At 64.8% G+C, this 24,179-nt stretch carries 17 protein-coding genes and 1 pseudogene; 9 read left to right on the top strand and 9 right to left on the bottom strand.

Annotated elements, in window-relative coordinates; translation table 11 throughout:
• Positions 1 to 159: 159 nt before the first annotated feature.
• Positions 160 to 746: pseudogene (locus HMUK_RS16475) on the top strand (RNA-guided endonuclease TnpB family protein); the annotation flags it as partial.
• Between the two features lie 274 nt (positions 747 to 1,020).
• Here the strand turns inward: HMUK_RS16475 and HMUK_RS00300 are convergent.
• The 3 genes from HMUK_RS00300 to HMUK_RS00290 all read right to left on the bottom strand — a co-directional run bounded on the left by HMUK_RS00300 (position 1,021) and on the right by HMUK_RS00290 (position 5,963).
• Positions 1,021 to 2,055: a DUF1616 domain-containing protein gene (locus HMUK_RS00300; protein WP_012807606.1), complete on the bottom strand. Its 1,035-nt coding sequence runs from the start codon at positions 2,053 to 2,055 to the stop codon at positions 1,021 to 1,023.
• A gap of 72 nt (positions 2,056 to 2,127) precedes the next feature.
• Complete coding sequence (locus HMUK_RS00295; RefSeq protein WP_012807605.1) at positions 2,128 to 5,247, bottom strand: FtsX-like permease family protein; 3,120 nt, start codon at positions 5,245 to 5,247, stop codon at positions 2,128 to 2,130.
• 8 nt (positions 5,248 to 5,255) lie between these two features.
• Positions 5,256 to 5,963: an ABC transporter ATP-binding protein gene (locus tag HMUK_RS00290; protein ID WP_012807604.1), complete on the bottom strand. Its 708-nt coding sequence runs from the start codon at positions 5,961 to 5,963 to the stop codon at positions 5,256 to 5,258.
• Between the two features lie 101 nt (positions 5,964 to 6,064).
• On the opposite strand from HMUK_RS00290, the gene HMUK_RS16470 reads away from it, so the two are divergent.
• On the top strand, positions 6,065 to 6,685 hold the full coding sequence (locus tag HMUK_RS16470; protein WP_012807603.1) for an IS6-like element ISHmu9 family transposase: 621 nt from the start codon (positions 6,065 to 6,067) through the stop codon (positions 6,683 to 6,685).
• A 62-nt stretch (positions 6,686 to 6,747) separates the two neighbouring features.
• Here HMUK_RS16470 and HMUK_RS00285 read toward each other — a convergent pair whose 3' ends face one another.
• From HMUK_RS00285 to HMUK_RS00275, 3 genes are all read right to left on the bottom strand, one after another.
• Complete coding sequence (locus tag HMUK_RS00285; protein ID WP_049940684.1) at positions 6,748 to 7,137, bottom strand: type II toxin-antitoxin system VapC family toxin; 390 nt, start codon at positions 7,135 to 7,137, stop codon at positions 6,748 to 6,750.
• A 2-nt stretch (positions 7,138 to 7,139) separates the two neighbouring features.
• Positions 7,140 to 7,376, bottom strand: a complete 237-nt coding sequence (locus tag HMUK_RS00280) for an antitoxin VapB family protein (protein ID WP_012807601.1) — start codon at positions 7,374 to 7,376, stop codon at positions 7,140 to 7,142.
• A gap of 327 nt (positions 7,377 to 7,703) precedes the next feature.
• On the bottom strand, positions 7,704 to 9,446 hold the full coding sequence (locus HMUK_RS00275; protein WP_012807600.1) for a sodium:phosphate symporter: 1,743 nt from the start codon (positions 9,444 to 9,446) through the stop codon (positions 7,704 to 7,706).
• A gap of 647 nt (positions 9,447 to 10,093) precedes the next feature.
• Between HMUK_RS00275 and HMUK_RS00270 the strand changes: the two genes are divergently transcribed.
• Positions 10,094 to 11,635: a choice-of-anchor D domain-containing protein gene (locus tag HMUK_RS00270; protein WP_164731967.1), complete on the top strand. Its 1,542-nt coding sequence runs from the start codon at positions 10,094 to 10,096 to the stop codon at positions 11,633 to 11,635.
• 88 nt (positions 11,636 to 11,723) lie between these two features.
• Positions 11,724 to 12,773, top strand: coding sequence for a hypothetical protein (locus tag HMUK_RS00265; protein WP_012807598.1), 1,050 nt, complete (start codon positions 11,724 to 11,726; stop codon positions 12,771 to 12,773).
• Positions 12,774 to 12,915: 142 nt separating this feature from the next.
• Here HMUK_RS00265 and HMUK_RS00260 read toward each other — a convergent pair whose 3' ends face one another.
• From HMUK_RS00260 to HMUK_RS00250, 3 genes are all read right to left on the bottom strand, one after another.
• The gene (locus HMUK_RS00260; RefSeq protein WP_012807597.1) at positions 12,916 to 13,689 is read right to left on the bottom strand and encodes a winged helix-turn-helix transcriptional regulator; all 774 of its coding nucleotides are present in this window, start codon (positions 13,687 to 13,689) and stop codon (positions 12,916 to 12,918) included.
• Between the two features lie 349 nt (positions 13,690 to 14,038).
• Positions 14,039 to 15,772 carry a glycoside hydrolase family 13 protein gene (locus HMUK_RS00255; protein WP_012807596.1) on the bottom strand — a complete coding sequence of 578 codons (1,734 nt, stop codon included), beginning with the start codon at positions 15,770 to 15,772 and terminating at the stop codon, positions 14,039 to 14,041.
• Positions 15,769 to 17,541 (bottom strand): glycoside hydrolase family 13 protein, encoded by a 1,773-nt coding sequence (locus HMUK_RS00250; protein ID WP_012807595.1) that lies wholly within the window; start codon positions 17,539 to 17,541, stop codon positions 15,769 to 15,771. Before HMUK_RS00250 ends, HMUK_RS00255 begins: the two co-directional genes overlap by 4 nt.
• A gap of 381 nt (positions 17,542 to 17,922) precedes the next feature.
• Here HMUK_RS00250 and HMUK_RS00245 point away from each other — a divergent pair, with 381 nt between their 5' ends.
• The 5 genes from HMUK_RS00245 to HMUK_RS00225 are packed head-to-tail and all read left to right on the top strand — an operon-like array spanning position 17,923 to position 24,172.
• Positions 17,923 to 19,809, top strand: a complete 1,887-nt coding sequence (locus tag HMUK_RS00245) for an ABC transporter substrate-binding protein (RefSeq protein WP_012807594.1) — start codon at positions 17,923 to 17,925, stop codon at positions 19,807 to 19,809.
• A gap of 7 nt (positions 19,810 to 19,816) precedes the next feature.
• Positions 19,817 to 20,827, top strand: coding sequence for an ABC transporter permease (locus tag HMUK_RS00240; protein ID WP_012807593.1), 1,011 nt, complete (start codon positions 19,817 to 19,819; stop codon positions 20,825 to 20,827).
• Positions 20,814 to 21,980: an ABC transporter permease gene (locus HMUK_RS00235; RefSeq protein ID WP_012807592.1), complete on the top strand. Its 1,167-nt coding sequence runs from the start codon at positions 20,814 to 20,816 to the stop codon at positions 21,978 to 21,980. Before HMUK_RS00240 ends, HMUK_RS00235 begins: the two co-directional genes overlap by 14 nt.
• Positions 21,981 to 23,036, top strand: coding sequence for an ABC transporter ATP-binding protein (locus tag HMUK_RS00230; RefSeq protein ID WP_012807591.1), 1,056 nt, complete (start codon positions 21,981 to 21,983; stop codon positions 23,034 to 23,036). It begins immediately after the preceding gene.
• Positions 23,033 to 24,172, top strand: coding sequence for an ABC transporter ATP-binding protein (locus HMUK_RS00225; RefSeq protein WP_012807590.1), 1,140 nt, complete (start codon positions 23,033 to 23,035; stop codon positions 24,170 to 24,172). Before HMUK_RS00230 ends, HMUK_RS00225 begins: the two co-directional genes overlap by 4 nt.
• Positions 24,173 to 24,179: the final 7 nt, after the last annotated feature.

The raw sequence follows: 24,179 nt of genomic DNA, 5'->3' as shown, positions 1-24,179 counted from the left end.
TGCCGCCTCCTCGTTCCTCTCGAAAAGTAGCCTCGATAAGCTGTCGCTATCACGCGGTTCTTCTCTTAGCTAAAGGCGGATGAGACAACCCCATCCTCTCGCTTCAACTCCTTTGATTTAGCGACCCATCCCGACGCCATCTAGTGATTCAACAGAGCCTTCAACATCGAATATGAAACCGACATGTCGGGTGGGACACCCATCGGTGCCGATATTGGTGAACGCCACATCCTCGTGGCGACAGCCTCCGGTGAAGACGAGTCGATGCTGGTGTCTGGTGGTGAGGCCAAGTTCGTTCGGCGCAAATATCGTTCCCTACGCGCTTCGCTCTCTGAAGCGGGTGCGCTTCGCGCACGCAACCGTGTGGGTGACAAAGAACAGCGTCGAATCAAAGACTTGAATCACAACCTCTCCCGTCGTCTCATCACGTTCGCGGAACAGTTCGAGAATACAGTCATTCGGATGGAAGACCTCGAAGAAATCCGCGAGAACAGTTCGAGGTCTGGCGTCCACTCGTGGCACTTCCACCAACTCCAACAGTTCATCACGTACAAAGCCGAACGAGCTGGTATTCGGTCGAGAAGGTCGATGCGTCCCATACCAGTCAGCAGTGTTCGGCGTGTGGTTCGATGGGCAATCGTGATGGCGACTACTTTTCGTGTTCAAAGTGTGGTCGGGGACGCCATTCCGACCTGAACGCTTCGGAGAACATCGCACAACGGGAGGGTGAACCATGCACGGGCTAACGCTTCGGGCGAGTCGAACCGTGCTACCTCGCTGGTTGAACAGCCAGCCGTCGTTGACGCCCGCTGTATGCGGAGAGGAAGGCCTCATTGACAGGGCTACACGCGCTGGAAAGCACGTCCTTGGTCACAACTGGACGGCAACCTTCGACGGGTCACGCGAAAGCGTACTTGAACCCCGAGGAAACGCGCAATCTGAATATCCCTTTCGGGGAATCCTCGCCCGTTAGGCCGGGGAGGATGTCAAAAGCAGCTCGCCGAGCAGTCCACGGTTCGTTCACCCGTTCGTCGCACTCACGTTCACCCACAGGTGAGTCTCCCGGTAGGCCGTCTCGATCGAGGCGTCGTCGGGGGCGTCGCCGCGATACAGCGTGAACAGCAGGCGCAGGTTCCGACCGGTCATGGTCGGTTCGACGTCGACCGTCCGGTGGTCGGTCTCGTTGTCCGCCAGCCGCGTCCGATACCGTGCGAGTTCGTCCTCGGCACGCACTTCGCTTTGTGTACCGTTCGGGCCGGTAAAGGTCACGTTCTGTATCTCCATCACGACGGTATAGTCGGTCGGCTCGTGCTCCTGGTTCCCGATCCCGACGACGACCGGCTTCGACTCGCCTCGGACGAACTCCTCGGGGTAGTTGTCGGCGATCAGTTCGCCGTCGTCGTCCTCGGTCAGGAGGTAGAACTCGGAGAAGGACTCTCCCTGGCCGGGAACAGTGACGGCGATGCCGACGGTCCCGACGGCGAGGATCATGCTCAGTGCCAGCAGGACGTTCAGCGCGGCGTCAGTTCGCGTCTCCGGTTCGAACAGCTCCGTCCGGGCGCTCGCGAGCCACGTTCGGTAGGGCACTCGGAACCGGTCCTCGGCCGGGAGTTCTCGTCGGCGGCGCGCTGCAACGGCAGTCGCGGCCAGCGTGAAGCCGCCGACGCCGACGAGGATCGGCACGAGTCGAATCCCCCACGGCGTGAAGTTCAGCACGAGGCCGATCAGCGGGACGAGCGCGATACTGAGGCCAAACGAGAGTGCGACCCGCTCGATGCCGTCGATCCCGCCCTCCTCGGTTCGGTCGGCGTCCGCGTCGTCGTGCTCAGCCGGTCCCGTTCCGGCTTCCGGAAAGAGCGCGGCGATGAAAGCGTAGCCGGGAACGAACAGCGTGAAGGGCAGCCCCAGCACCACGCGCAGGGGCGTCTCGCTGACACCGGGGACGGTCGCGGCGGCCGCTGTGAACAGTGTGAACGCGACGACCGCCGCGAGGTCGGCGGGCAGCGTCCGGACGGGCTCTGGCAGGAGGGCGCGCCACTGGACGTCGTCAGCCATCGATACTGGTGTATTATCCACCTGGGTTAAAAGATGGTCGACATTCCGTCCGGCGATCGAACTGTGCCACTGTCAGTCGTCGTCTGACGCGTCGGGCGGTGGCCGCTGTTCGCGACCGTCCGACTGCCGTCCGCGTTCGGCGGTCGGCAGCTGCACCCGGTCGCCCGCCGGGAGCAGCGAGACGGGCGACGCTGTCAGGTACGGTACCGTCGCGGCGAGCGCGCCAAGCACCGCGAGTCCGACGCCCGCGAGCGCCAGTCCCACGAGCACGAGCGGGGGAGTCGGCGTCGACAGCCGGAACCCGAAGAAGACGAGCCAGCCGGCCCGGTTCAGTGCCAGCATCGCGGCGACGCCAACGGCGACTGCGAGCAGTGCCGCCGGAACGGCGATTCGCACGACATCTCCGAGGACGATGCGCAGGATCTGTCCGTGGGTCGCGCCCACCGATCGATGGATCCCGATCGATTGTCGCCGCGCGTGGACGGCCTGTGCGAACGTCGCCGTCGTGCTGCCGACTGTGCTCAGGCCGGCCAGGACGACGAGTGCGACGAGGACGAGCTGGACGTTCCCGAAGACGCCTTCGACCGATCGCTCGATCGTCGTTCCGGAGGCGTACTGGCCGCTGCTCGCGACCGCTGCTGCCAGTCGCTCGTCTCCGGTCACGGTGTAGTCGGCCGTCGCCAGCTGGGTCCCGTTCGAGCTCAGCCGGAACGCGTACTCACCGGGCTGGGTGCGAGCCCCCGCAGCGGCGGTGAACTCGCTCCGGGTCCCGTTCCCGGGAGACAGGGTGACCTGGCGCTCGCGAGTCCCCGTCGGTCCGACGACGGTGATCGTCCGCGTGAGCTGTTGTTGCCACGGATTCCCCAGCTCGACCGTCACCGTCGGGCTCGTCAGCGCATTGCCCGACTGGGGCGACACGTCGAGCCGCCCGGAGAGCCGTCGTTCGCTCCCGGCGACGATCCGGAGGGCGTGCGTCGCGGTCCGGTTCTCGTGCTGTGCGGTGATCGTGTAGTTGCCCTCCGTCCGCGGTAGCGGTACCACCGCCACCCCTTCATCGCGGGTCTGTACCGTCACGCCGTCGACGGTGACTGCGGCGTCAGTGACCGGGTCACCGGTACCGTCGACGACGGGTACGTACAGGCCGCTCCCCGGTGGCGCGGTCCCGGGTAGTTCGGCGGGGATCCGGATCGCGTTCGGTGAAACGACGGTCACGGTGTGCGTGTACTCGCCGGTCCGGGCCCGCACCTCGCCGGTCTGCTCGGCGACGACAGTCACCTCTACGGTCGTCTGTCCCCCTGCCGGCACCGATACCGTCCGGTTTGCGCGCTGGTTCCCGTACTCGACGGGCACCGCCCGCGAGCCCGCCGTGTCGCCGAAGTTCCGAACCGTCACGGAGAGCGTGATGTTCTCGCCCTGCGTGACCGTCTCTGGACCCGTGAACTCCGTTATCGCGAGGCCCGTCTGATCGGTGGACTCCCCGCCGACGGGTGTTCCCGACTCCGCACCCGATGGCACGTCACCGGCCACGCGGATCATGTGGACCTGCCCTCGCGCCGTGGCCAGTCCCCACGAGGAACGCAGGGGGACGACGAGGAGGTCGTCGAGCGTTCCGTGGGCGTCGTACGCGCCGACGACCTCGAACTGGCGGACGCCGGGAGCGACGCTGCCACCGAGCGTGACCGTGTCGCCGACCGAGAGGTCGAGCGTCCGTGCCAGGTCGGTCCCGACGACGGCCTCGTCGGCGGTCGCCGGTGTACGCCCCTCGACGACCGTCGCGTTCGTGACGTTGGCGAACATCTCGTAGTCGGCCCCGTGGGCCATGTAGGGCTGGCCGTCCCGCACTTGCGCGTAGATGATCTCCGGGCTGGCCGGCGTGCCACTCGCCGTGAGCGCGCGGGCGTAGTCGGCGTCGAGGCGACTGTTCAGCGGATGCGGGGCGTCGGCTTCCGTGATCGTGCCCGTTCCCCCGGCGTCACCGCCGAGTGGCGAGGCCAGGCCGGCGATCGCGACGACCAGCAGGACCGTCAGCGCGAACACGGAAAGCGTCGCCGCAGTCGGAACGAGCGAGCGCCACGAGAGCAGCGTCGGCTTCAGGATCGACCGCAGTCGGGCCAGCCGCCCTCCGGACGCTCCGGTCGACGACTGCAGGCGGGCGCGTCTGTGTCCGAGCGTCGCTGGCGGGCGGGAGGCGGCCGGATACGCCGCGATCGCACCGGCGACGACACCCATCCCGACGAGGAGTCCGGCGATGCCGCCCACGACGCCGACGCTCCCTCCGGTCACGGTCACGTCGAGCGCGATCGGGAGCCCGAGGTAGACCGCGGCGTTGACGATCGCCTTGATCGCGATCAACCCGCCCGCATAGCCGATGGCCACGCCGACCGCGACCAGCAACGCCGCCCGCGCAGTAAACAGGAGGCCGACGTGCCACCCCGGTGCCCCGGTCGAGCGGATCACGCTGATCGCCTCGGTCCGGTCGCGGACGCTCATGCGCGTCACGCTGTAGACGACGACGAGCACGAGGAGGCCACCCGCAGCGACGGCGATGCTCAGCGCCCAGAGCACCTGTTCGATCCCGCCCAGCACGTACAGGAGCGCGCTCACGAGGGGCACGCCGGTCTCGGGGATCGCGTTCCCACTGTCGGCTTCGCTGTCTCGGTCGATCACGAGATAGCCCGTCGTCCCGATGGCGTCGACGACCGAGGCGTTGGCGACGTACCACGTCGGCTGGAGGAAGCTGTTGCTCCGCTCTCGTGGGACGACTGAGAGTGTCACCTGCCCGTCGGGCCCGGACAGCGTTCGGGTCCGCTGTCTCGACACCGGACCGCGTGCGTCGGCGTCGGACGGCATCGCTGGCAAGCGGCCCTGTTGCCACGACGCCGAGCCGTTCTGGATCACCCGCGGCGCGTCCGGTGGGATCCCGACGACGGGAGCCGACTTGCCGTCGATCGAGGCGGTCGTCAGTGGGAGGACGACCCGTCGCTCGGTCGATGCCGGCCGGTCGCCGTCCGCGGTCTCGTAGCTGATCGTCCCGGCGTTCGACAGCGGCTCCGCGAACGTCTCCGAGTAGGTCGTCGCCGTGAACAACAGGAGCGCGGTCCCGACGAGGAACGCGGCCGTCACCGCGACGACGACGATCGTCAGTCGGTCGCGTCGTGACCACCGGAACAGCAGTGCGTTTCGATAGCCCATCTGTCCCCTCAGCTGGTCTCCGAGGACGGGGTCTGCGGTGGCTGTTCGTCGTTGTGCTCGTGTTCGACAAGTCGCCCGTCGGCGAGTTGCAACCGCTCGTCGAAATGTGGCGCGAGCTGTGGGTCGTGACTGATCACGATCAGTGCAGTCTCGGCCGACGCCTGCATACCGAAGAGCAGATCCAGGACGGCGTCTGCGGTCGCCGGATCCAGCTGGCCGGTGGGCTCGTCTGCGAGGACGATCTCCGGCCTGTTGGCCAGTGCGCGGGCGATCGCGACGCGCTGCTTTTCGCCGCCCGAGAGGGTCGCGGGGTACTGTCCCCCCAGAGCGGCGATGCCCAGCCGATCGAACAGCGTGTCAAGCCATTCGGGATCGGGTTCCCCGGCGTGTTCCTGTGGGAGGGCGGCGTTTTCGCGGGCAGTGAGGTCGCCGATCAGCTGGAAGTCCTGGAAGACGAAGCCGATCGTCGACCGCCGGAGCGCCGCCCGCTCGCGTTCCGAGAGGGCACTCGCGTCGCGACCGTCGACGTGGAGGGTCCCGCTCTCGGGGGCTTCGAGCAGTCCGAGGACGTTGAACAGCGTCGTCTTGCCGGCACCGCTGGGCCCCTGGACGAGGACCGTCGCGTTCGAGGCGACGCTGAGCGAGACGCCGTCGAGGATCTGCTCCCCGCTCCGCGTCACCACGAGGTCGGATCCGACGAGGACGGATTCGGTCACTGGTGGCGCTTTTCCCGGCGGCGTAATGTAACTAGTGGTCGATCGGACGGCGGTGTTCAGACATGGCTGAAAAGTGAGGCGGTTCGTTTTCAAAGTGACCTATGCCCGAAAACGACCGCCTCATCGGGAATTTAGACGAAATCAACTTAGAGCTTGTTGAACGAGAAGCGACACCCCGATTTCTGATGAAATTCAGTATTCAGTTGTATCTCGCCGGATTGTCGCTTTCGAATACTGTTTCTGCTCTTGAGATAGTTGGTGTCGAACGTGCTCGATCCACCGTTCATAACTGGGTTCACAAGGCCGAGCTACAGCCGGAGTCTGGTCGATCTCCGGATCAAATCGCGGTTGACGAAACGGTGATCCGAATCGATGACGAGCAGTATTGGCTGTACGCCGCCGTCGATCCAGATTCAAACGAACTGCTCTATACACAGCTTGAGACGACGCGTACGACCGCTATTTCTCACGCATTCTCTGCCGAACTGCGCGAGAAACACCACGTCGACGACGCCGTGTTTCTCGTAGACGGTGCGACTCCGTTGGAAGACGCGTGTTCACGTTATCGTCTCGATTTCAGATACCAAAAACATGGAACTCGGAACGGTGTCGAACGCATCTTTCGGGTGGTGAAGCGACGAACCTCTTCGTCCTCAAACCGTTTCAGCCACGTCGACCCAGACACAGCTGACGACTGGCTCAGAACGTTCAGCTTCGCATGAAATCAGCCTACCCAAACACTAACTCCCCGTTCCTGACCCGTGAGATCACGTCGAAACTCCATTCAGTAGGTCTCGATCTCGACATCGAGGCGTTCGAAATCGTCGACGTTCCGTGTGAGTACGGGCTCCGCAACAACGTCTGCAGTTGCGCCGATGATGACATCCCCATCTTCAACTGGCGAGCCATCGTTCTGCAGTTTGCCAGAGAGCCGGCCAGCCTTTCGCATCACAGCGGTGTCGGCGGGATGGATGGGTTTTGAGGCGAGTATCTCTTCGACTTTCTCACGCTCGGCTTCAGAATCTGTCGTTCGAGCGATCCCGTAGCACAACTCGAAGAGGGTCATCGATGAGAGACGTTGCTGCACGAGATCGCTCTCCAGTTTGCGAGCTTTCTCGACGGCACCCTCGTCTCCGTTCATCAGGTCAATAAGAAACGATGTGTCCAGGAGCACGCTTACGCTCCTCGCATCCGATCAGCGGTTTCCTCAAGTTCATCGCCACGTCGATCTCGCCGTTCGTCGACAGCGTCGCGGAGGGCATCAGCTTCCTCATCGCTCAGGATGCCTGCGAGATCCAAGAGCGAGCGCTCACCGGCCAACCGGAGAACGACCTCAGAGAACGTCTCATCCTCTCGTTTGTGAGCATTGAGCCGTTCGTAGGCTTCCTCGGAAAGGCGGATACTCTTCGACATGTGCATACGGTTGTATGCAAGTCGAAAAAGGCCTTTCGCCGTGCTGAATCGAGCGCAGCTTTCAGTACCACGGCAGCCGCCGAACGCGTCAGAGCGGCACATCCACTGAACAGAGCATTCTGGCTTGTTTCTTCTAAAAGGAACAGGCTCTCGAACTCTTTTCTGACACCCTGTGGAATCAGCTTCTCTGAACACTACCGATCGGACGACTCGACGACCGTCGCTCGGACCTCCGTTTCTCGATCGCCGCGTCACCTCTATAGTAGCCATTGAAAATCAATGCACACCCGATCGCACGACTGCAGTGCGACCGGTGTGTAAATCGTTTCAATTGTTACTATAGCAGCCACTCTCGTTCGTCCCCACGCTCCGCGGACGCACGAGCACGGTCGCGTCGAGCCCCGCAGTCGAATAGACGACCTCGTTGCGAGACTGCCAGCTCTCGTAGGCCCTCGGCGAGGTGCGTTCCGCCGGAGCTGGGAAGAGGTGTGCACCCGAGGTCGCCCACGTATCCTGTGCCAGCGTCGGACACTCCGGCTGCTCCCCGCCCTGTAACCACGCCACGACCGGCTGATAGGACGCCTTGGGCGCGTCCGGGTAGGTGTGGACGGCGACTCGACTGAGCGAGTGGTCCGTCGCCCACGGTCCGGTCGAGCGCTGGGCGGTGAACGTCACCGCCGCGAACTCCGACTCCGTGGTCACGGCGGGTGCATCGAGCGTGTCCAGGTGGACGAACGCGACCGGGAGCGTGACGAGCGCGCTGACGAGCACGATCGCCACGAGAGCGACGGTCGTTCCGCGACTGCGTCCCGTGCCCCCATCGCTCGCCACCGGTGTGCCCGCTTCGCTCGCCGCCTCTGTCCCGTGACGACGGCCGCGAACGGCGAGCGTGCCGACGCCGACCGCGGCGAGGACGAACACCGGGAAGTAGACGAACACGTGCCCGCGCATAGCGGTGTCGAAGTACTCGGGCGTGAGCGCGGCGGTAAGCGAGAAGTACACGACCACGATCGGACCGAGCAGGAGACCGAGGACGACAGGACCGCTCTCGTCCCGCTCCCAGCTCACCGCCGGGAGTCCGACGAGCGCGAACAGGAACGGGACGGCGAAGGCGGCGACCGCAACGAGCAGGAGCGTCGGCGTCGTCTGCGTGCCCGGAAAGACGGACTGGCCCACGTTCGCAGCGAGGGCGACGAACCACAGGCCGATCGCCGTCCCGATGCCGGCCCGTTGCGGGGTCGCGCCGCTTCGCTGTAGCCACGCGACGCCCACGGTGAGGACGATCAGCCACGCGAGGAAGAGCCCCGGATACGCCGTCACTCGGTTCACGTACGGCACGAACAGGCCGAGGCGTTCGGCGACCTCGTAGTAGCCCCAGAGATAGGTCCAGAAGCCGGCGATCAGCAGGCCCGCCGCCGCGACGCCGCGCCGGGAGGGGACGCTGGCGAGGTACGCGCCGAGGATCCCCGTCACCACGAGTCCCGCCACGAGCGAACTGAACGTGTGCAGGAGCGGGAACGTGACGAAAAAGAGGGCGCTCACGGCGAGCCAGCGGCCGGTTCGTCGGTCTCGCGTGAACAGTCGGTGCACGGCGATCGCGAACAGCGGCACCAGCAGAAACGCCAGGGCCTCCTCGTCGGCGGTCCCGCTGCGGCGAACGTAGAAGCCCGACACCGCGAGTCCGAACCCAGCGATTCCGGCGGTGAGGGCGGTCCGCCCTGGATCCCAGCCCAAGCGCCAGCCCAGACGACGGGCCAGTGCCAGCGCGGTGAGACAGGACGCTCCACCGGTGATCGCCACGACCGGCTGGATGACGTGAAGGGGCTGCTCCCCGGTGATCAGTCCGGCCGTCGTCACGAGCGTCGTGAACACGAAGCTGTCGGCCCGGAACCGGTCGAGCGGGAACGCCCCGGTCTGGATCGTCTCTTGGGCACGCCAGACGTACAGAAATCCGTCCAGCGTCGACGGCAGCGGACTCCAGTGGAGGGTACCAAGCCGCGCGGCGAGTGCGACGGCAAAGACCGCCCCGACGAGCAGCGCGTATCGTCGTCTGCGGCCAGCGGCGTTCATCGTCTCGACTGTTTCATGCAGCCCTCATGAGGGTTGGTGTTTCGAACGCCACGTCGTGGTATCGCGAGACAGACTGGTAGCAATGTGAATAAAAGGTACAACAAAAATTGCTCCTTTCTGTTATACCAATGATAACGCTTATATCATTTCCACTGGTCGATATGCTAAGGATCCGATATATGAATGGGGCAATTTCAGATGGCCAGCAGACCGTCCTAGCGATCGTGCTGACCGTGCTAATGCTCGGTGCGCCGATCGCCGGGGCCGTGTCTGCGGAGTCACTGGACGACTACGTCAGCGGTTCCGATGTCGAACAATCAGCGTCCGCTCAGTTCGAGCGAACGGCACCGACGCCGTCGATCATGGTCACGTCCGGCCAGACACCCGGATCGGGCGGCGTCTCGGCCAAGATTGACGATGAGGGTTATATCGTCAATCCGGACGATACCATTTCAGTCCACGCGTTCGCTCCTGCGCGCTTGCGGCCCAACGAGAACACAAAATCGTTAGCACCAACGTCGGTCCAGAGTGCTGATGTGACCGCGACAGCTCGTTCTGACGGTTGGGAAACCGAACTTGATCTCCAGAAAGAAGAGCTGAATGTCTACAACAAAAACACCGAGATTGAGTACAAATTCACGTCGCAGATGGGTGTTAGCGGAGACGGTGACGACTATCAGCTCGTCGCTGCCCGCCTCGGAGCGGACGTGTCTCGTCCAGAATCGGTTGACGAGTTACCGTCGCTGCTGACGGACAACCCGAACGTCGAAGCCGAAGTTGTCGACACGTACCGCGATCAGGATGAGCCGATCCTTGATGAGGAGGCGGTCGTGTATGAGCCTTCGAAGTCCGGTCGCTACGTGGTCGGCCTCGTTCAGATCGAGGACAGTGCTGATACCGATCGCACCGGATTCCAGCAAAAAGGGAATGGAGACGGTAACATCGAGGCGAAAGACGAAGTGACGATCATCGGTGCGGACAGCCTGCTCGTTCAGGAGGGCGAAAGCTCGATCAACGCCCCGTCGAGCATCGCGCCGGGCAGTACGCGAACCCTCTCGGTCGACGCCGGTGAGGACCTCAAGAGTATCCAGGACGGGAAGGACGTCAGCCACACCGTCTTGCTGATCAACGAGGACAGACTGAGTCAACAGAGCATTCACGCTACCGGAAACGAAGACGATTTGATCACGTCGGTCGATTCATCGATCGAAGAGGTCAAAGCCGACACCGATCTCTCCAGCGGTGCCGAGCCGTTCGGTACGTCGATCGGCACCAGCGAGACCAGCGACACGATCGACGTGACGACGCTTCTGGAGGACGTTGTCGATCCCGACAAAGTCACCACCGACGGTGGCGAGACCCTCTACGCAGCCGTCGGATCGACCGTCGGCGACGCCAAAGACGAGGTGACGATCACCGTTCCGGAGGGAACTCCGCCGGACACGTACACGCTCGTCCACGTCGCGACGATCGACGGGGAGACGCGCTCCTCGACGACCACGATCAAGCGACAGGTCGGTGAACCAAACATGAAGGTCTCGCCGAGCGATACGATCGACTTCGGCAAGGTCACACGCGGGAACGACCGCACCAAGGAGTTCACGATCGAAAACACCGGGACCGCCGAGCTGACGGTTACCGACATCACCACGAGTGGAAGTTACAGCGAGTCGTTCACTGTGGGAGAGACCTTCCACAAGATCGGAGCCGGCAACTCGAAGACGGTCCACCTCACCTTCGACAACGCCAAGAGCTTCGACAACGGTGAGTTGACCATCGAGACGGCCCACGGAACGACGAAGACGATCACCATCGAAGCCACCGTCACGAGGCGCAGCGACGACGGTGACGATGACGACGATGACGACGATAGCGACAACGACGACGACGATCCGACGGACACGCCGACGGACACGCCGACGGACGAGCCGGACACGCCGACGGACGAACCGGATACGCCGACGGACGAGCCGGACACGCCGACGGACGAGCCGGACACGCCGACGGACGAACCGGATACGCCGACGGACGAGCCGGACACGCCGACGGACGAGCCGGACACGCCGACGGACGACGACGACGACGATGACGATGACGACACGACCACGGGAGACGGTCCCGGCTTCACGCCCGTGATGGTGCTGATTGCACTGGTCGCGACGCTGGCCATCCTCAGACGGCGAGCCTGACTCGCTCCCGCTTCGATTCGTCCGCTCTTCCCGTTTGATCCGCCCGAGATCCAGTATCTATTTCATCGACGGTCGTTACTACCAACCAATGCGTCGTTGGTTCCTACTGTGCAGCGTAGTGCTCGGTGCCCTCCTCGGTGCCGGTGTACTCGGTGCGCAATCGACCGCTGACTACTCGCTCTCTGCAGACGCCAGTGTCGACATCCCGACACAGGAGGTCTCTTACGACGGCGATACGTTCGAGATCTCACAGACCGGCGTCGCAGACCCAGAAACGACCTTTATCGCCACTGCGAGTGCGCCCGAGGACGCGGACTACGTGGTCTACGTCGTCGACAAAGGGGAGAGCATTCGGCAGTCTAACGCTGGCTCGGGCACCGGCGAAGTGCCGCTCGATCTCGGCACGCTCGATCCGGGGACGTACGCGGTCACGATCAAACAGGACAGCACCGTCGCGGCCATGCCGCTGGTCGTTCGAGGCTACGATCTCTCACAGGACGTTCCCGACGAAACGACGGCCGGTACGGAGACGGAGGTCTCGATCACGGCCGACGCTATCCACGAGGACGCCGAGTTCGAGCAGATCGTCCTGACGCTCTGGGACGGCTCGGAGGAACACGACGTTACCGCGAGCAGAGCGGACGGACAGCGATACACCGCGACGATCCCCGCTGGAACGCTCGACGAGGGCACGTATCGGGTCGTCAGCCGTGCCGAAACGGGTGCCACGGCGTTCGACCACAACGAACTGGTCGGGATCAGTGAGACGACGACCATCTCGGTGACCGAGTCGCCGACGACGACGAAGTCCGGTGCTGGTGGTGGCGGTGGTCAGGTCTCGACCGCGACTGAGACGGCGACGCCGATGGCGACGCGGACGAACGCCACTGCCTCGCCGACGGTGACGGCGACGCCGTCGTCGAACCGGACGGCGACGCCGGTATCGACGACGGAGCGCTCGACCCGGACGCCGGACACGGCGACCACGCCGTCGGAAACCGCGACGACGGAGCCGACTGCATCGGACGCTGTCACTCCGAGTCCGACGACCGGAGAGGGCGGGAGCTTCTCGAAGCTCGTCTTCGCAGCGCTGCTTGCCGGTGTCGTCGGTAGCCTGACGATGCGACGCCGGTCCTGATACGATCGGGGTGAGAATTCGCCGCCCCGGTGGTGGTCTTCGGGACGCTGAGTATCGTTTCATACGGAAAGTTGTAGGTCTTTACCAGATCGACCGCACGCCGTCGTGCGGGCGACTGGGTAAACGCCTACAACCGTCCGTATCAGTCGTCTGCCGCGTCCGATAGCAGTCGGTGCAGCAGTTGTAGTTCCTCGTCCCGAGAGATGTAGTCGGCGTCCATACAGGCGTGGACGACCTTGTGGAGCAACCCCGGTTCGACGTGAACGACGTTCGTTGCGGGTGTCGTCGTCTGGAGCTGCGTCTCGATCGTCTCGATTCGCGCCGTCAGTTCCTCCAGGGATTCGGTCAGCGACTCCTCGAACGCTGCGAGATCGTCATCGCTCTCGGCGTCCGTCTCGAACAGCGCTTCGACGAACGCCTGTCTCGACGGCCAGTCGAATCCCGGAATGTCGTTGACGCGCTTGGGGATCGTCGCACGACTCACGTCGAGTGTGTCGGCGATCTCTGCCTGTGTCGCCGTCGGTTGCCTGTGGATCGCTCGCAGCGTTTCGCGCTGCTTTTCGTCCAGTGCCGTGAGGTCGACGTCCTCTCCTTTCTCGTCTGGGCCTGTTTCGGCCGAGATAGGTGGTTCGACCTCGTCGTCTTCCGGTTCGGATGTCTCGTCGTCGACGGTGTCCTGATCGTCGCTCTCGACGGGCTGGTCGTCTTCCGCTGCCGGGTCGCCGTACTCCTGGAGGACCTGTTCGACGAGTTCGACCGAGGCACCGCTGACCTCTGTGGCGATCTCTGCCGTGGCCGCCGTCGGATTCGACTGTGCGGTGTCGAGTATCTTTTTGTGAATCAGTGCTCGCGGCTGCGACGGCTCGCTTCCGTCCGGGTCGGCAACTACGGTGTCTGTCGTGCCATCAGCGTCCATCGGTGAATCTGTACGACAGCCATCACTTAAGCTGTTCCGATCATTCCACAGACCCAGCTGTGGAATTGGGTGCTGTTTGGTGGCACTCGTGTACTTATCGTGTGTAGCTGTACCGAACTTACCAGATACTTTCATAGATCGAACGTACTTGCTCCATTCGGTCGGTGCTGTCGGTGTGCCCGGCGCTCACGGGGGGACACGTCTCTGTGAAATCTTGGTCGGCATCGCCCACACGCCGCCTGGTAACGATCGTGTGAACTGGCCGCTCGCCGTTCACGGGAGCGTTCGAACCGTCCGATCGGCGACGGACTGAGACGGGCGGCGTAGCCGAGCGACGAAGTGCAGAGCCCTACAGTCGGTAGACGACTGCTTCCCACGGCCGAAGCGACACATTGGTGGGCTCGGTCGGCGCGTCGTCGTAGTTCCCGTACAGTACTGTCGGATCGTCGACCTCGATCTCGCTGCCCTCGAACGTCGCCGGCTCGCTCGACCAGTTCAGCACCACGAGTGCCCGTTCGTCGTCGAGGGTGCGCGTGTAGGCATACAGCTGGTCGTCCTCGGGCGCGAGCAGTTCGTAGTCGCCGTAGACAAGCACGTCCGTCGACTGGCGGAGGTCGATCAGTCGTCGGTACTGGTTCAGTACCGACGCCGGATCGTCTCGCTGGGCGGCGACGTTGATCTCGGTGTAGTCGGCGTTGCACTTGAGCCAGGGCTCGCCGTCGGTGAAGCCGGCACCTGGCTCGTCGGACCACTGCATCGGCGTCCGGGCGTGATCGCGACTCCGTGCGTTGACGACCTCGCGAAGCTCCTCGTAGGAGTCCGCGACGCCGTCGGCGATGTACTGTTCGACGCGACCGACCGTCTGTGGGTCGTCGATCTCGTCGAGGCTCTCGAAGTCCGCGTTAGTCATGCCGATCTCCTCGCCCTGGTAGACGTAGGGGGTCCCTCGCATCGTCAACAGGAAGGTCCCGATCAGCGAGGCCGACTCGCGGTGGTAGGCTTCGTCCCCAAAGCGAGAGACGATCCGGGGCTGGTCGTGGTTGCCCAGGAAGAGGGCGTCCCAGCCACGGTCCGCGAGCGCGTCCTGGCGCTCGGACATGATCCGTTTGAACTCGGGGAGGTCCCACTCGCCGACGGTCTCGGGGTCCCAGCCGCCGTCGACGCCCATGTGGCTGAACTGGAATATCATGTCCAGCCCGATGGCCTCGTCGTCGAGGTAGTCGGCGGCCTGTTCGATCAAGGTGTGGCCCATCTCCGCGACGGTCGTGATGTCGTGGTCCGAGAGCACGTCCGCCGACAACTCGGTCAGGTACTCCTCCAGCCGCGGGCCGTGACTGAAGTGTTCGATCCCGGTGGGCGTGCCCTCGGGATCGCCGTCCGGGAGGCCGTCGGTCTTGGACATGTGGGACACGGCGTCCATGCGGAAGCCGTCGATCCCGCGGTCGAGCCACCACGAGACCACGTCTTTCATCGCCTGACGGACGGTCGGGTTTCGCCAGTTGAGGTCCGGCTGGTTCTCGTCGAAGAGGTGGAGGTACCACTGCTCGCGCTCCTCGACGTAGCTCCAGGCGGGCCCGCCGAAGATCGAGTCCCAGTTGTTGGGGGCGACCTCGTCGGCGGGGCCGTCGTCGGTGTCGTAGTCGGCGTCGGTGGCTGGGCGGCCGTCGCGCCAGTAGTAGTAATCGGCGTACTCGCCCTCGCCACGGCGCGAGCGCTGGAACCACTCGTGTTCGCTCGAGGTATGGTTCAGGACGAGGTCCATGATCAGCCGAATATCTCGGTCGTGGAGCTCGTCGAGCAGGCGCTCCCAGTCGGCCATGTCGCCGAACTCGTCCATGATCGCGTGGTAGTCGCTGATGTCGTAGCCGTTGTCCTCGTTGGGCGAGCCATAGACCGGGCAGAGCCAGACGAGATCGACGCCCAGCGAGTCGATGTAGTCGACCTTGTCGACGATACCCTGTAAGTCGCCCACGCCGTCCCCGTCGGTGTCGCTGAAGCTTCGTGGATAGATCTGGTAGACGACGGCCTCTTTCCACCATTCGCGGTCGACGTTCTCTAGGGTCGTGAGTGTGTTCGTGCTCATGTCGAATCGGAGTTCGTGGTCGTCGGTCGGTCAGTGTCGGTCGCGGGCGTCAGATAGACGCGCGCCTCGTAGGGATCGAGTTCGACGGTGCTGCCGGGCGTTTCGAGGGCGTTCAGGTTCCCAATGGCGAGTTCGAGGTCGTCGCCAGCGTCGTCGGGCACCGCGAACGTCGCGGGCTCGGCGGAGACGTTGAGGACAACGAGGGCCCGTTCGTCGCCCAGCGTCCGGGTGTAGGCGAACACCTGCTCGTCCCCGGGCGCGAGCAGCTCGAAGTCGCCGTAGACCAGCAGGTCCCGATTCCCCCGAAGATCGCCGAGTTCGCGGTAGTAGTGCCACACCGAATCGGGGTCGGCGCGTGCCCGCTCGACGTTGATCGCGTCGTAGTTGGGGTTGACCTTGAGCCAGGGCTCGCCGTCGGTGAAGCCGGCGTTCTCGTCGTCGGACCACTGCATCGGCGTCCGGGCGTTGTCGCGGCCGACGGTCTCGACGGCGTCGCGTACGTCCTCGTAGCTCTCGGCCGCGCCGCTCTCGATGGCTTCCTCGACGAAGTTGATCGACTCCACGTCCCGCAGCTCTGACTTCGACTCGAAGGGGGCGTTGGTCATGCCGATCTCCTGGCCCTGGTAGACGAACGGCGTTCCCTGGAGGGTGTACAGCAGCGTCCCGAACAGCTTCGCGGAGCGGCGACGGTACCGCCCGTCGTCGCCGAACCGGGAGACGGTCCGTGGCTGGTCGTGGTTGCTCAGGTAGAGGCTGTTCCACCCCTCGTCGGCCAGACCGTTCTGCCAGCGTGCGAGACTCTCTTTGAGTTCGACCAGCGAGTAGTCCTCCAGCGACCACTTGTCGCCCTCGTGGCCGACGTTGACGTGTTCGAACTGGAACACCATCGAGAGGCCGTCCTCGCCGACGAACCGCTGGGCGTCCTCGACGCCCGCTCCCGGCGTCTCGCCGACGGTGAGGATCTCGTCGTCCGGGATGGCTTCGGCGACCAGCTCCGAGAGGTAATCGTGGACTTTGGGCCCGTTCATGAAGTGCTCTGCACCGACGAGCCCACTCTCCGGGTCGCCGTCGGGGAGCCCCGGCGTCTTCGAGACGAGGTTGATTACGTCCATGCGGAAGCCGTCGATCCCGCGGTCGAGCCACCAGCGCATCATCTCGTACACGTCCTCGCGGACGGCCTCGTTCTCCCAGTTGAGGTCCGGCTGGCTCTCGTCGAAGAGGTGGAGGTACCACTGTCCGCGCTCCTCGTCGTAGGCCCACGCCGGGCCGCCGAAGATCGAGTCCCAGTTGTTGGGGGCGACCTCGTCGGCGGGACCGTCGTCGGTGTCGTAGTCGGCCGTCTCAGCCGGGCGGCCGTCGCGCCAGTGGTAGTAGTCGGCGTACTCGCTCTCGCCACGGCGCGAGTGCTGGAACCACTCGTGTTCGGCCGATGTATGGTTGACGACGAGGTCCATGACCAGCCGAATATTTCGGTCGTGGAGTTCGGCCAGCAGGCGCTCCCAGTCGGCCATGTCGCCGTAGGTGTCGAAGATCGACCGGTAGTCGCGGATGTCGTAGCCGTTGTCGGCCTGTGGCGAGTCGTAGACGGGACAGAGCCAGACCGCGTCGACCCCGAGCGCGTCGAGGTAGTCGACCTTCTCGGTGATGCCCGCGAGGTCACCGATCCCGTCGCCGTCGCTGTCGAAGAAACTCTTCGGGTAGATCTGGTAGACGACGGCCTCTTCCCACCACTGGCGGTCGGATCGCGTCCGCTCGACTGTCTCGCTCACCGCCACTCACCGGCGCGGCGGCCAGTCCGTAGGTCGTGGCTGTCTGTGCGTCTCGAACGAAGCGTTCGTTCGACAGCCTCGACGGGGGGACGAACGCGAGGTTCGTCCGTGTGGCTCCGTCCAGTTGGTCGCTCGGTCGTGCCTCGTCGCTGAACCGGTCGAGTCGGTGCCGTCGCCGCGTCGGGCGATCTCGTGGCCGTTCTCGGCCGGTGCGTGCTGTGCTGTGTCATCGTGGGTCGATGTTCGACGACGTGCAGGCGGCTCGCCTGCTTTCGTTCACGAACGACGAAGCGAGACTCCCACTTAAGTTCTGCGAGAATCCCGAAGAAGCTATTCTACCGGAATTTTTATTGCGAGGGTGTCCCACAGCAGTAGACGAACATGGCGAATAATCATACCGATCACGAGCACCAGTCGATACTATCTCGCCGCCGTTTCGTCAGCGGCGTCAGCCTGGCCGGCATCGCCGGCCTCGCGGGCTGTGGCGGACAGCAGGCCGAGCAGACGGCGACCGAGACGTCCGGCGACGGCGGCGACGAGACCGACGCGGGCGATACTGACACCGAGACCGAAACGGAGGTCCAGGCCACTAGCGAGGCCCAGCGCAAGATTCAGGAGCTGGCCTACATCACGAACCAGACGCTCCCGGTGTTGCCGGTCATGGAGAAACTCGCCCAGTCGTTCCAGTCGACCGACGACTGGAACGTGCCCGGGACCGACAGCGATGCGGTCCAGACCTACTGGCCCACAGAGTGGCTCCCGCGGGAGGGACAGTGGACGGCGACGGACGACTCCGACGACGACCGACTGACCTTCGCACAGTGGGCCGTTCCCCAGGACTCACAGTACAACCCCTGGAACGGGCAAAACTACGGCGAAGCCCGTCGTCTGATGTTCGATCGGTTCATGAAGTACAACCTCGCGACCCAGGAGTACACCGGCTACGCCATCCAGGACTGGGAGGTCGGCGAGGAGACGGTCTCGCTCACCGTCCGCGAGGGGCTGACCTGGCACAACGGCGACGCCGTCACCGCGACGGACGTGGCCAACCAGGTCAAACTCGACATCTACAACGGCGGTTCGCTGGGTAACTTCGTCGCGCCCGAGGACGTGGGCGCGGTGTCGGACCGGGTCACGGCGGTCGACGAGTCGACGGTCGAGATCACGCTGGCCGAACCCGCCAGCGAGACGATCCTGCTGGCGTACCTCCAGCCAAAGCGGCTCACCGCCCACGACGGCTCCTACGGGGAGTTCGTCACCGCACTCGACGAGGCCGCCGGCGAGGACGAGCGCGCGTCGGCGCTCAGCGATCTCACCAACGACACGACCCCCGAACCGGTCGGCTGTGGCCCCTTCCAGTTCGAGGACGCCGACAGCCAGCGCACGCTGCTGACCAAGTACGAGGACCACCCGGACGCGGACAACATCAACGTCCCCGAGGCCGAGTACCTCTACAAGCCACAGAACCAGGGGCGCTGGAACTCGCTGATCAACAACGAGACCGACGGGTCCGCGACGCTGTTCATGCCCCAGAACCGGCTCAACCAGCTGCCCGACTCGATGCAGGTCAGTCTCATCCCGCGTCACTGGGGGATGGGGCTGATGTTCAACTTCGAGGAAGAGCCCGTCGACGACGTTCGGGTCCGCAAAGCGATCGCCCACGTCGTCAACCGCGAGAACGCGGCGCTCAACTCCGGTGCGGGCACCCAGTCCAAGCTCGCGGTCACCTACCCCAGCGGACTGACCGGCGAGTTCAACGACCAGATCGAGGGCGGCTGGCTCGACGGCGTCGCAGACGAGTTCGAGACCTACGGCCCGGGCGAGTCCCAGACCGAAGCGGCCGCGTCGCTGCTTCGCGACGCCGGCTACGAGAAACAGAACGGCACCTGGCAGAAGGACGGCGAGCCCCTCGAACTCCCGATCAAGGGGCCGTCGGGCTTCTCGGACTGGGTGACCGGCGTCGAGACGATCGTCTCGAACCTCAAGGACTTCGGCATCGAGGCCGAGTCAGTCATGCTCGACAACTCCACGTACTGGGGGAGTGACTACTCCAACGGCGACTTCGTCGTCGGGCTCCAGGGGTGGGCCTCCTACGACCACTCGTACCCGTACTTCCACTTCGACTGGATCTTCAACAGCTGGGACGCCAAGAACGCCTGGAACCTCCCAAGCGAGTTCGAATCGCCGATCCTCCACGACGATGAGCGCGACGGCGAGACCGTCACGCCCGTCGACATCGTCGACGAGCTGTCGACGGCCAACCAGTAGGAGAGCCATGAGCTACGTACTGAAACGCATCGCGCAATCGGTGCTCACCGTCTACGTGGTGATCTCGGCCAGCTTCGGACTGGTCCGACTGCTGCCGGGCGGACCGCTCGATTACCTGCGGGCCCAGGCCGTCCAGCAGGGCGGGAGCGACCTCTCGATGTCCGAGATCAACGCTCGCATCGCGGCCCAGACCAACATCGCCGTGAACGAGCCCATCTACGTCCAGTACGCCGACTACATGGCCGCGATGTTGCAGGGCGACTTCGGCGTCTCGACGCGCTACGGCGATCCCGTGATGTCGATCATCGGGCCGGCCATCCCGTGGACGGTGTTCCTGACGGCGACGGCGCTGTTTCTGGCCTTTACCGTCGGCGTCTCGCTGGGCGCGTTCATGGCCTACAAGGAGGGGTCGAGCTTCGACGTGGCCAGTACGGGCGTCGGGCTCGTGCTGAACTCGACGCCGGGCTACGTCCTCGCCCTGTTGTTCATCTCCTATCTGGGCTACCGGATGGAGCTGTTCCCGACGGGTGGGCGGTACGCCTCGGAGCTAACCGTCGGCTTCAACGCCTCGTTCCTTGGCAGCGTGCTCTATCACGGTGCCCTGCCGATCGCCTCGATGGCGCTGGTCGGGTTCGGCGGGTGGGCACTGTCGATGCGGGGCAACTCGATCCGCGTGCTCGGGGAGGACTACCTCCGGGTCGCGCGCCTGCGCGGGCTCTCGACCCGGCGGATCGCGATGCGCTACGTCGCCCGCAACGCCATCCTGCCGATGTACACCGGGCTGATGATCGCCATCGGCACCGTCTTCGGCGGCGCGGTGATCATCGAGAACATCTTCGCGTACCCCGGCGTCGGGTTCTACCTCATCCAGGGGATCAACGCGCGGGACTACCCGCTGATGATGGGCGGGTTCATCATCATCACGATCGCGATGGTCATCGGCATCACCGTCGCCGACCTGACCTACGGCGTGCTCGATCCGCGGGCCAAGGGAGGTGGCTCTCGTGAGTCGTACTGATCGCGACGACGATTCCGGCGAGACACCCGGGTCGGACGCCGACTTCGAGGCCGTCGGCGACGCGCTTGGCACCCCCGAGCGGTTCACCGACGAGGGCCGCGACCCCGGTCGTGCTCCGATCTCGGGCCACGCCCGCAACGGCCGCGTCGCGGCCGACGGGGGCTCCTCGTCGGTCTCGGAGTTCCAGCAGATGGCCGACGTGTCGATGACCGACGCCGAACGGCGGCGACAGTGGATCGACGAGAAGCTCCTCGCGCCGGCCCGGATCGTCTGGAGCGACTGGCGCGCACGCACGGGCGCGCTCGTGGTCGTCTTCTACGTACTGATGGCGACGGTCGGCCTCGCGATCGTCACCGAACCGTCGCCCAACCAGGGCGGCTACCTGGTCGGGGCCTTCCGGACGCTGGAGTTCCCGCTGGGAACGACCGCGTCCGGCGTCAGTCTGCTCTCCCAGACCGTCTACGCGACGCCGTCGATGCTGACGATGATCGCGTCGGGTGCCGTCTTCACGGTCTGTCTCGGGACGGCCTTCGGCACCATCGCGGGCTACAAGGGCGGCACCGTCGATCGAGTGTTGATGATCGTCACGGACATCATGATGACCATTCCGGGGCTGCCCCTGACGATCGTGCTGGCCTCGGCGCTCCAGATCGACGGGAACCCGGTGATCATCGGGATCCTGATCACGATCAACGCCTGGGCGGGGCTCGCACGCGCCATCCGATCGCAGGTGCTGACCCTGCGCGACGCCGAGTACGTCGAAGCGTCGCGCATCATGGGGATGGAGACCTCGACGATCATCTCCGGGGACATCATTCCGAACCTGATGCCCTACATTACGATGAACTTCGTCCAGCAGGCCCGGGCCGTCATCTTCGGTTCCGTCGGCCTGTACTTCCTCGGCGTCCTGCCCTACACCAGCGTCAACTGGGGCGTGATGATGAACGCCGCCGTCAACCGCGCCGGTGCCACGTCCTCACCCGCGGCCTTCCACTGGCTGCTGGTGCCGATGGTGACGATCATCATCCTCGCGCTGGGCCTGACGCTGCTGGCCCAGGGGGCCGACCGGATCTTCAATCCGCGGGTCCGTGCCCGCCACGCCGAGACCGTCGCGAGCGACGGGGACGACGACGCGACCACGGGGGAGATCTGAATGCAAGAACAACGCACGCAGGGTGGCCCCGACAGCGCGGACCCGATCATCGAGGCCCGCAACGTCTGTGTCACCTACGACCTGGAGCACCGAGACGCGATGGTACTGGACGACGTGTCGATCGACCTCCGCCGGGGCGAGATTCTCGGTGTCGTCGGCGAGTCCGGCAGCGGCAAGTCGATGCTGGCAAACGCCATGATGGACGCCGTCGAGGAACCCGGTATCACGACCGGTGAAGTGACCTACTACCCCGAAGACGGCGGCGAACCGGTCGACGTTCTCGACCTCTCGACCGAGGACCTCAAGGAGTTCCGCTGGGAGGAAGTGTCGATGGTGTTCCAGGGCGCGCTGTCGTCGTTCAACCCCACCATGTCGATCCGCGGGCACTTCGAGGAGACGCTGGCGGCCCACGACTACGACGTGGAGGAGGGGATGGAACGGGCCAGACAGCTCCTCGGTGACCTGTACCTCGATCCCGACCGCGTTCTGGACTCGTACGCCCACGAACTCTCTGGCGGGATGAGCCAGCGGGCGCTGATCGCACTCAGTCTGGTCCTCGAACCGCAGGTCCTCTTGATGGACGAGCCGACGGCCGCGCTCGACCTGCTGATGCAGCGCTCGATCCTCTCCTTGCTGGCCGACATCAAGGCCAAGTACGACCTGACGATCCTCTTTATCACCCACGACCTCCCGCTGGTCGCGGGGCTGGCCGACCGACTGGCGATCCTCTATGCCTTCGAGCTCGCGGAGGTCGGCACCGCGACGCAGATCGCCCACGACTCCAAACACCCCTACACGCGGGCGCTGTTGCAGGCCGTGCCGAACCTCGACGCGCCGACCGACTCGATGCGACCGATCGAGGGGACCGCGCCGAACCCGGCCCACGTCCCCGACGGCTGTCACTACGCGCCGCGGTGCCCGCTCGCGACCAGGGAGTGTCACGAGGAGACGCCGCCGTGGGTCGACGTCGAGGACGACCACCGCTCGGCCTGCTTCCACTACGACGAGGCCGAGGACGCCGTTCCGTTCGACCTCTCGGAGGTGTCCGACGCGTGAGCGACCGCGCCACGACGACGGGCACTACCCGGGACGACGATGTCGTGATGTCGCTGGAGAACGTCTCGGTCGACTTCGAGAAAGAACAGGGCGTCCTCGAGTCGCTGTTCGACGAGCCAGAGACCGTCCAGGCGGTCAGTGACGTGTCGATCGACATCTCCGAGAACGACGTGCTCGCACTCGTCGGGGAGTCTGGCTGCGGGAAGACGACGCTTGGCAAGACGATCATCGGCGTCCAGCGCCCCACCGAGGGGACCGTCTCCTACCGGGGACAGGACGTGTGGGACGCCAAGGACGGCCGCGGCGACGTGACCGTCCCCTTCGACGACATCCGTCGGTCGCTTCAGATGATCCACCAGGACCCCGGCGCGGCGCTCAACCCCAACCGGAAGGTCCTGACGACGCTGGAAGCGCCTCTGAAGAAGTGGGACCCCGAGATGTCCACCGAGGACCGCCGGGCGCGGATCTTCGCGCTGCTGGACCGGGTGGGCATGGAGCCGCCCGAAGACTACGCGCATCGGTTCCCCCACCAGCTCTCTGGGGGCGAACAGCAGCGGATCGCGCTGGTCCGGGCCCTGCTGATGAATCCGGACGTGATCCTCGCCGACGAGGCCGTCTCGGCGCTGGACGTGTCGCTGCGCGTCGAGACGATGAACCTCCTCCTGGAGCTGCAAGAGCAGTTCAACACCTCGTTCGTGTTCATCAGTCACAACCTCTCGAACGCCCGCTATCTGGCACAGGAAGCGGGCGGACGCATCGGCATCATGTACCTCGGGGAGATCGTCGAGATCGGCCCGCCCGACGAGGTCCTGAACGACCCCCAGCACCCCTACACGAAGGTGCTGCGCTGGGCGACCGCCGATCTGGATCCGACCGCCCAGGAGATGACCGATCCGCCGGTCCGCTCGATCGACATCCCGGACCCGGTGAATCCGCCGTCGGGCTGTCGGTTCCACACCCGCTGTCCGGAGGCTCGGGAGGTCTGTACCACCACGGCTCCGGAACTTGGCGAGGAGGCGGCGACGGCGAGCGAACGCTGTGCCGCCTGCCACCGCACCGATCCCGACCACGAGTACTGGGAGAGCGAACCCCTCGACGGCGTCGAAGCCGCCGAGTCGCCGACACTGAACGACTGAGCATGGG

The sequence above is a fragment of the Halomicrobium mukohataei DSM 12286 genome (genome assembly GCF_000023965.1).
Classification (GTDB): Archaea; Halobacteriota; Halobacteria; order Halobacteriales; family Haloarculaceae; genus Halomicrobium; species Halomicrobium mukohataei.
Note: the sequence above shows the minus strand (reverse complement) of the source record. Positions and strands in the feature narration are given on the sequence as shown.

What these genes read in the sequence shown, in the direction of transcription:
- HMUK_RS00300 (WP_012807606.1), bottom strand. Translation starts at nt 2,055, where the DNA reads ATGGCTGACGACGTCCAGTGGCGCGCCCTCCTGCCAGAGCCCGTCCGG.
- HMUK_RS00295 (WP_012807605.1), bottom strand. Translation starts at nt 5,247, where the DNA reads ATGGGCTATCGAAACGCACTGCTGTTCCGGTGGTCACGACGCGACCGA.
- HMUK_RS16470 (WP_012807603.1), top strand. Translation starts at nt 6,065, where the DNA reads ATGCCCGAAAACGACCGCCTCATCGGGAATTTAGACGAAATCAACTTA.
- HMUK_RS00280 (WP_012807601.1), bottom strand. Translation starts at nt 7,376, where the DNA reads ATGTCGAAGAGTATCCGCCTTTCCGAGGAAGCCTACGAACGGCTCAAT.
- HMUK_RS00275 (WP_012807600.1), bottom strand. Translation starts at nt 9,446, where the DNA reads ATGAACGCCGCTGGCCGCAGACGACGATACGCGCTGCTCGTCGGGGCG.
- HMUK_RS00270 (WP_164731967.1), top strand. Translation starts at nt 10,094, where the DNA reads ATGGGTGTTAGCGGAGACGGTGACGACTATCAGCTCGTCGCTGCCCGC.
- HMUK_RS00265 (WP_012807598.1), top strand. Translation starts at nt 11,724, where the DNA reads ATGCGTCGTTGGTTCCTACTGTGCAGCGTAGTGCTCGGTGCCCTCCTC.
- HMUK_RS00260 (WP_012807597.1), bottom strand. Translation starts at nt 13,689, where the DNA reads ATGGACGCTGATGGCACGACAGACACCGTAGTTGCCGACCCGGACGGA.
- HMUK_RS00255 (WP_012807596.1), bottom strand. Translation starts at nt 15,772, where the DNA reads ATGAGCACGAACACACTCACGACCCTAGAGAACGTCGACCGCGAATGG.
- HMUK_RS00245 (WP_012807594.1), top strand. Translation starts at nt 17,923, where the DNA reads ATGGCGAATAATCATACCGATCACGAGCACCAGTCGATACTATCTCGC.
- HMUK_RS00240 (WP_012807593.1), top strand. Translation starts at nt 19,817, where the DNA reads ATGAGCTACGTACTGAAACGCATCGCGCAATCGGTGCTCACCGTCTAC.
- HMUK_RS00230 (WP_012807591.1), top strand. Translation starts at nt 21,981, where the DNA reads ATGCAAGAACAACGCACGCAGGGTGGCCCCGACAGCGCGGACCCGATC.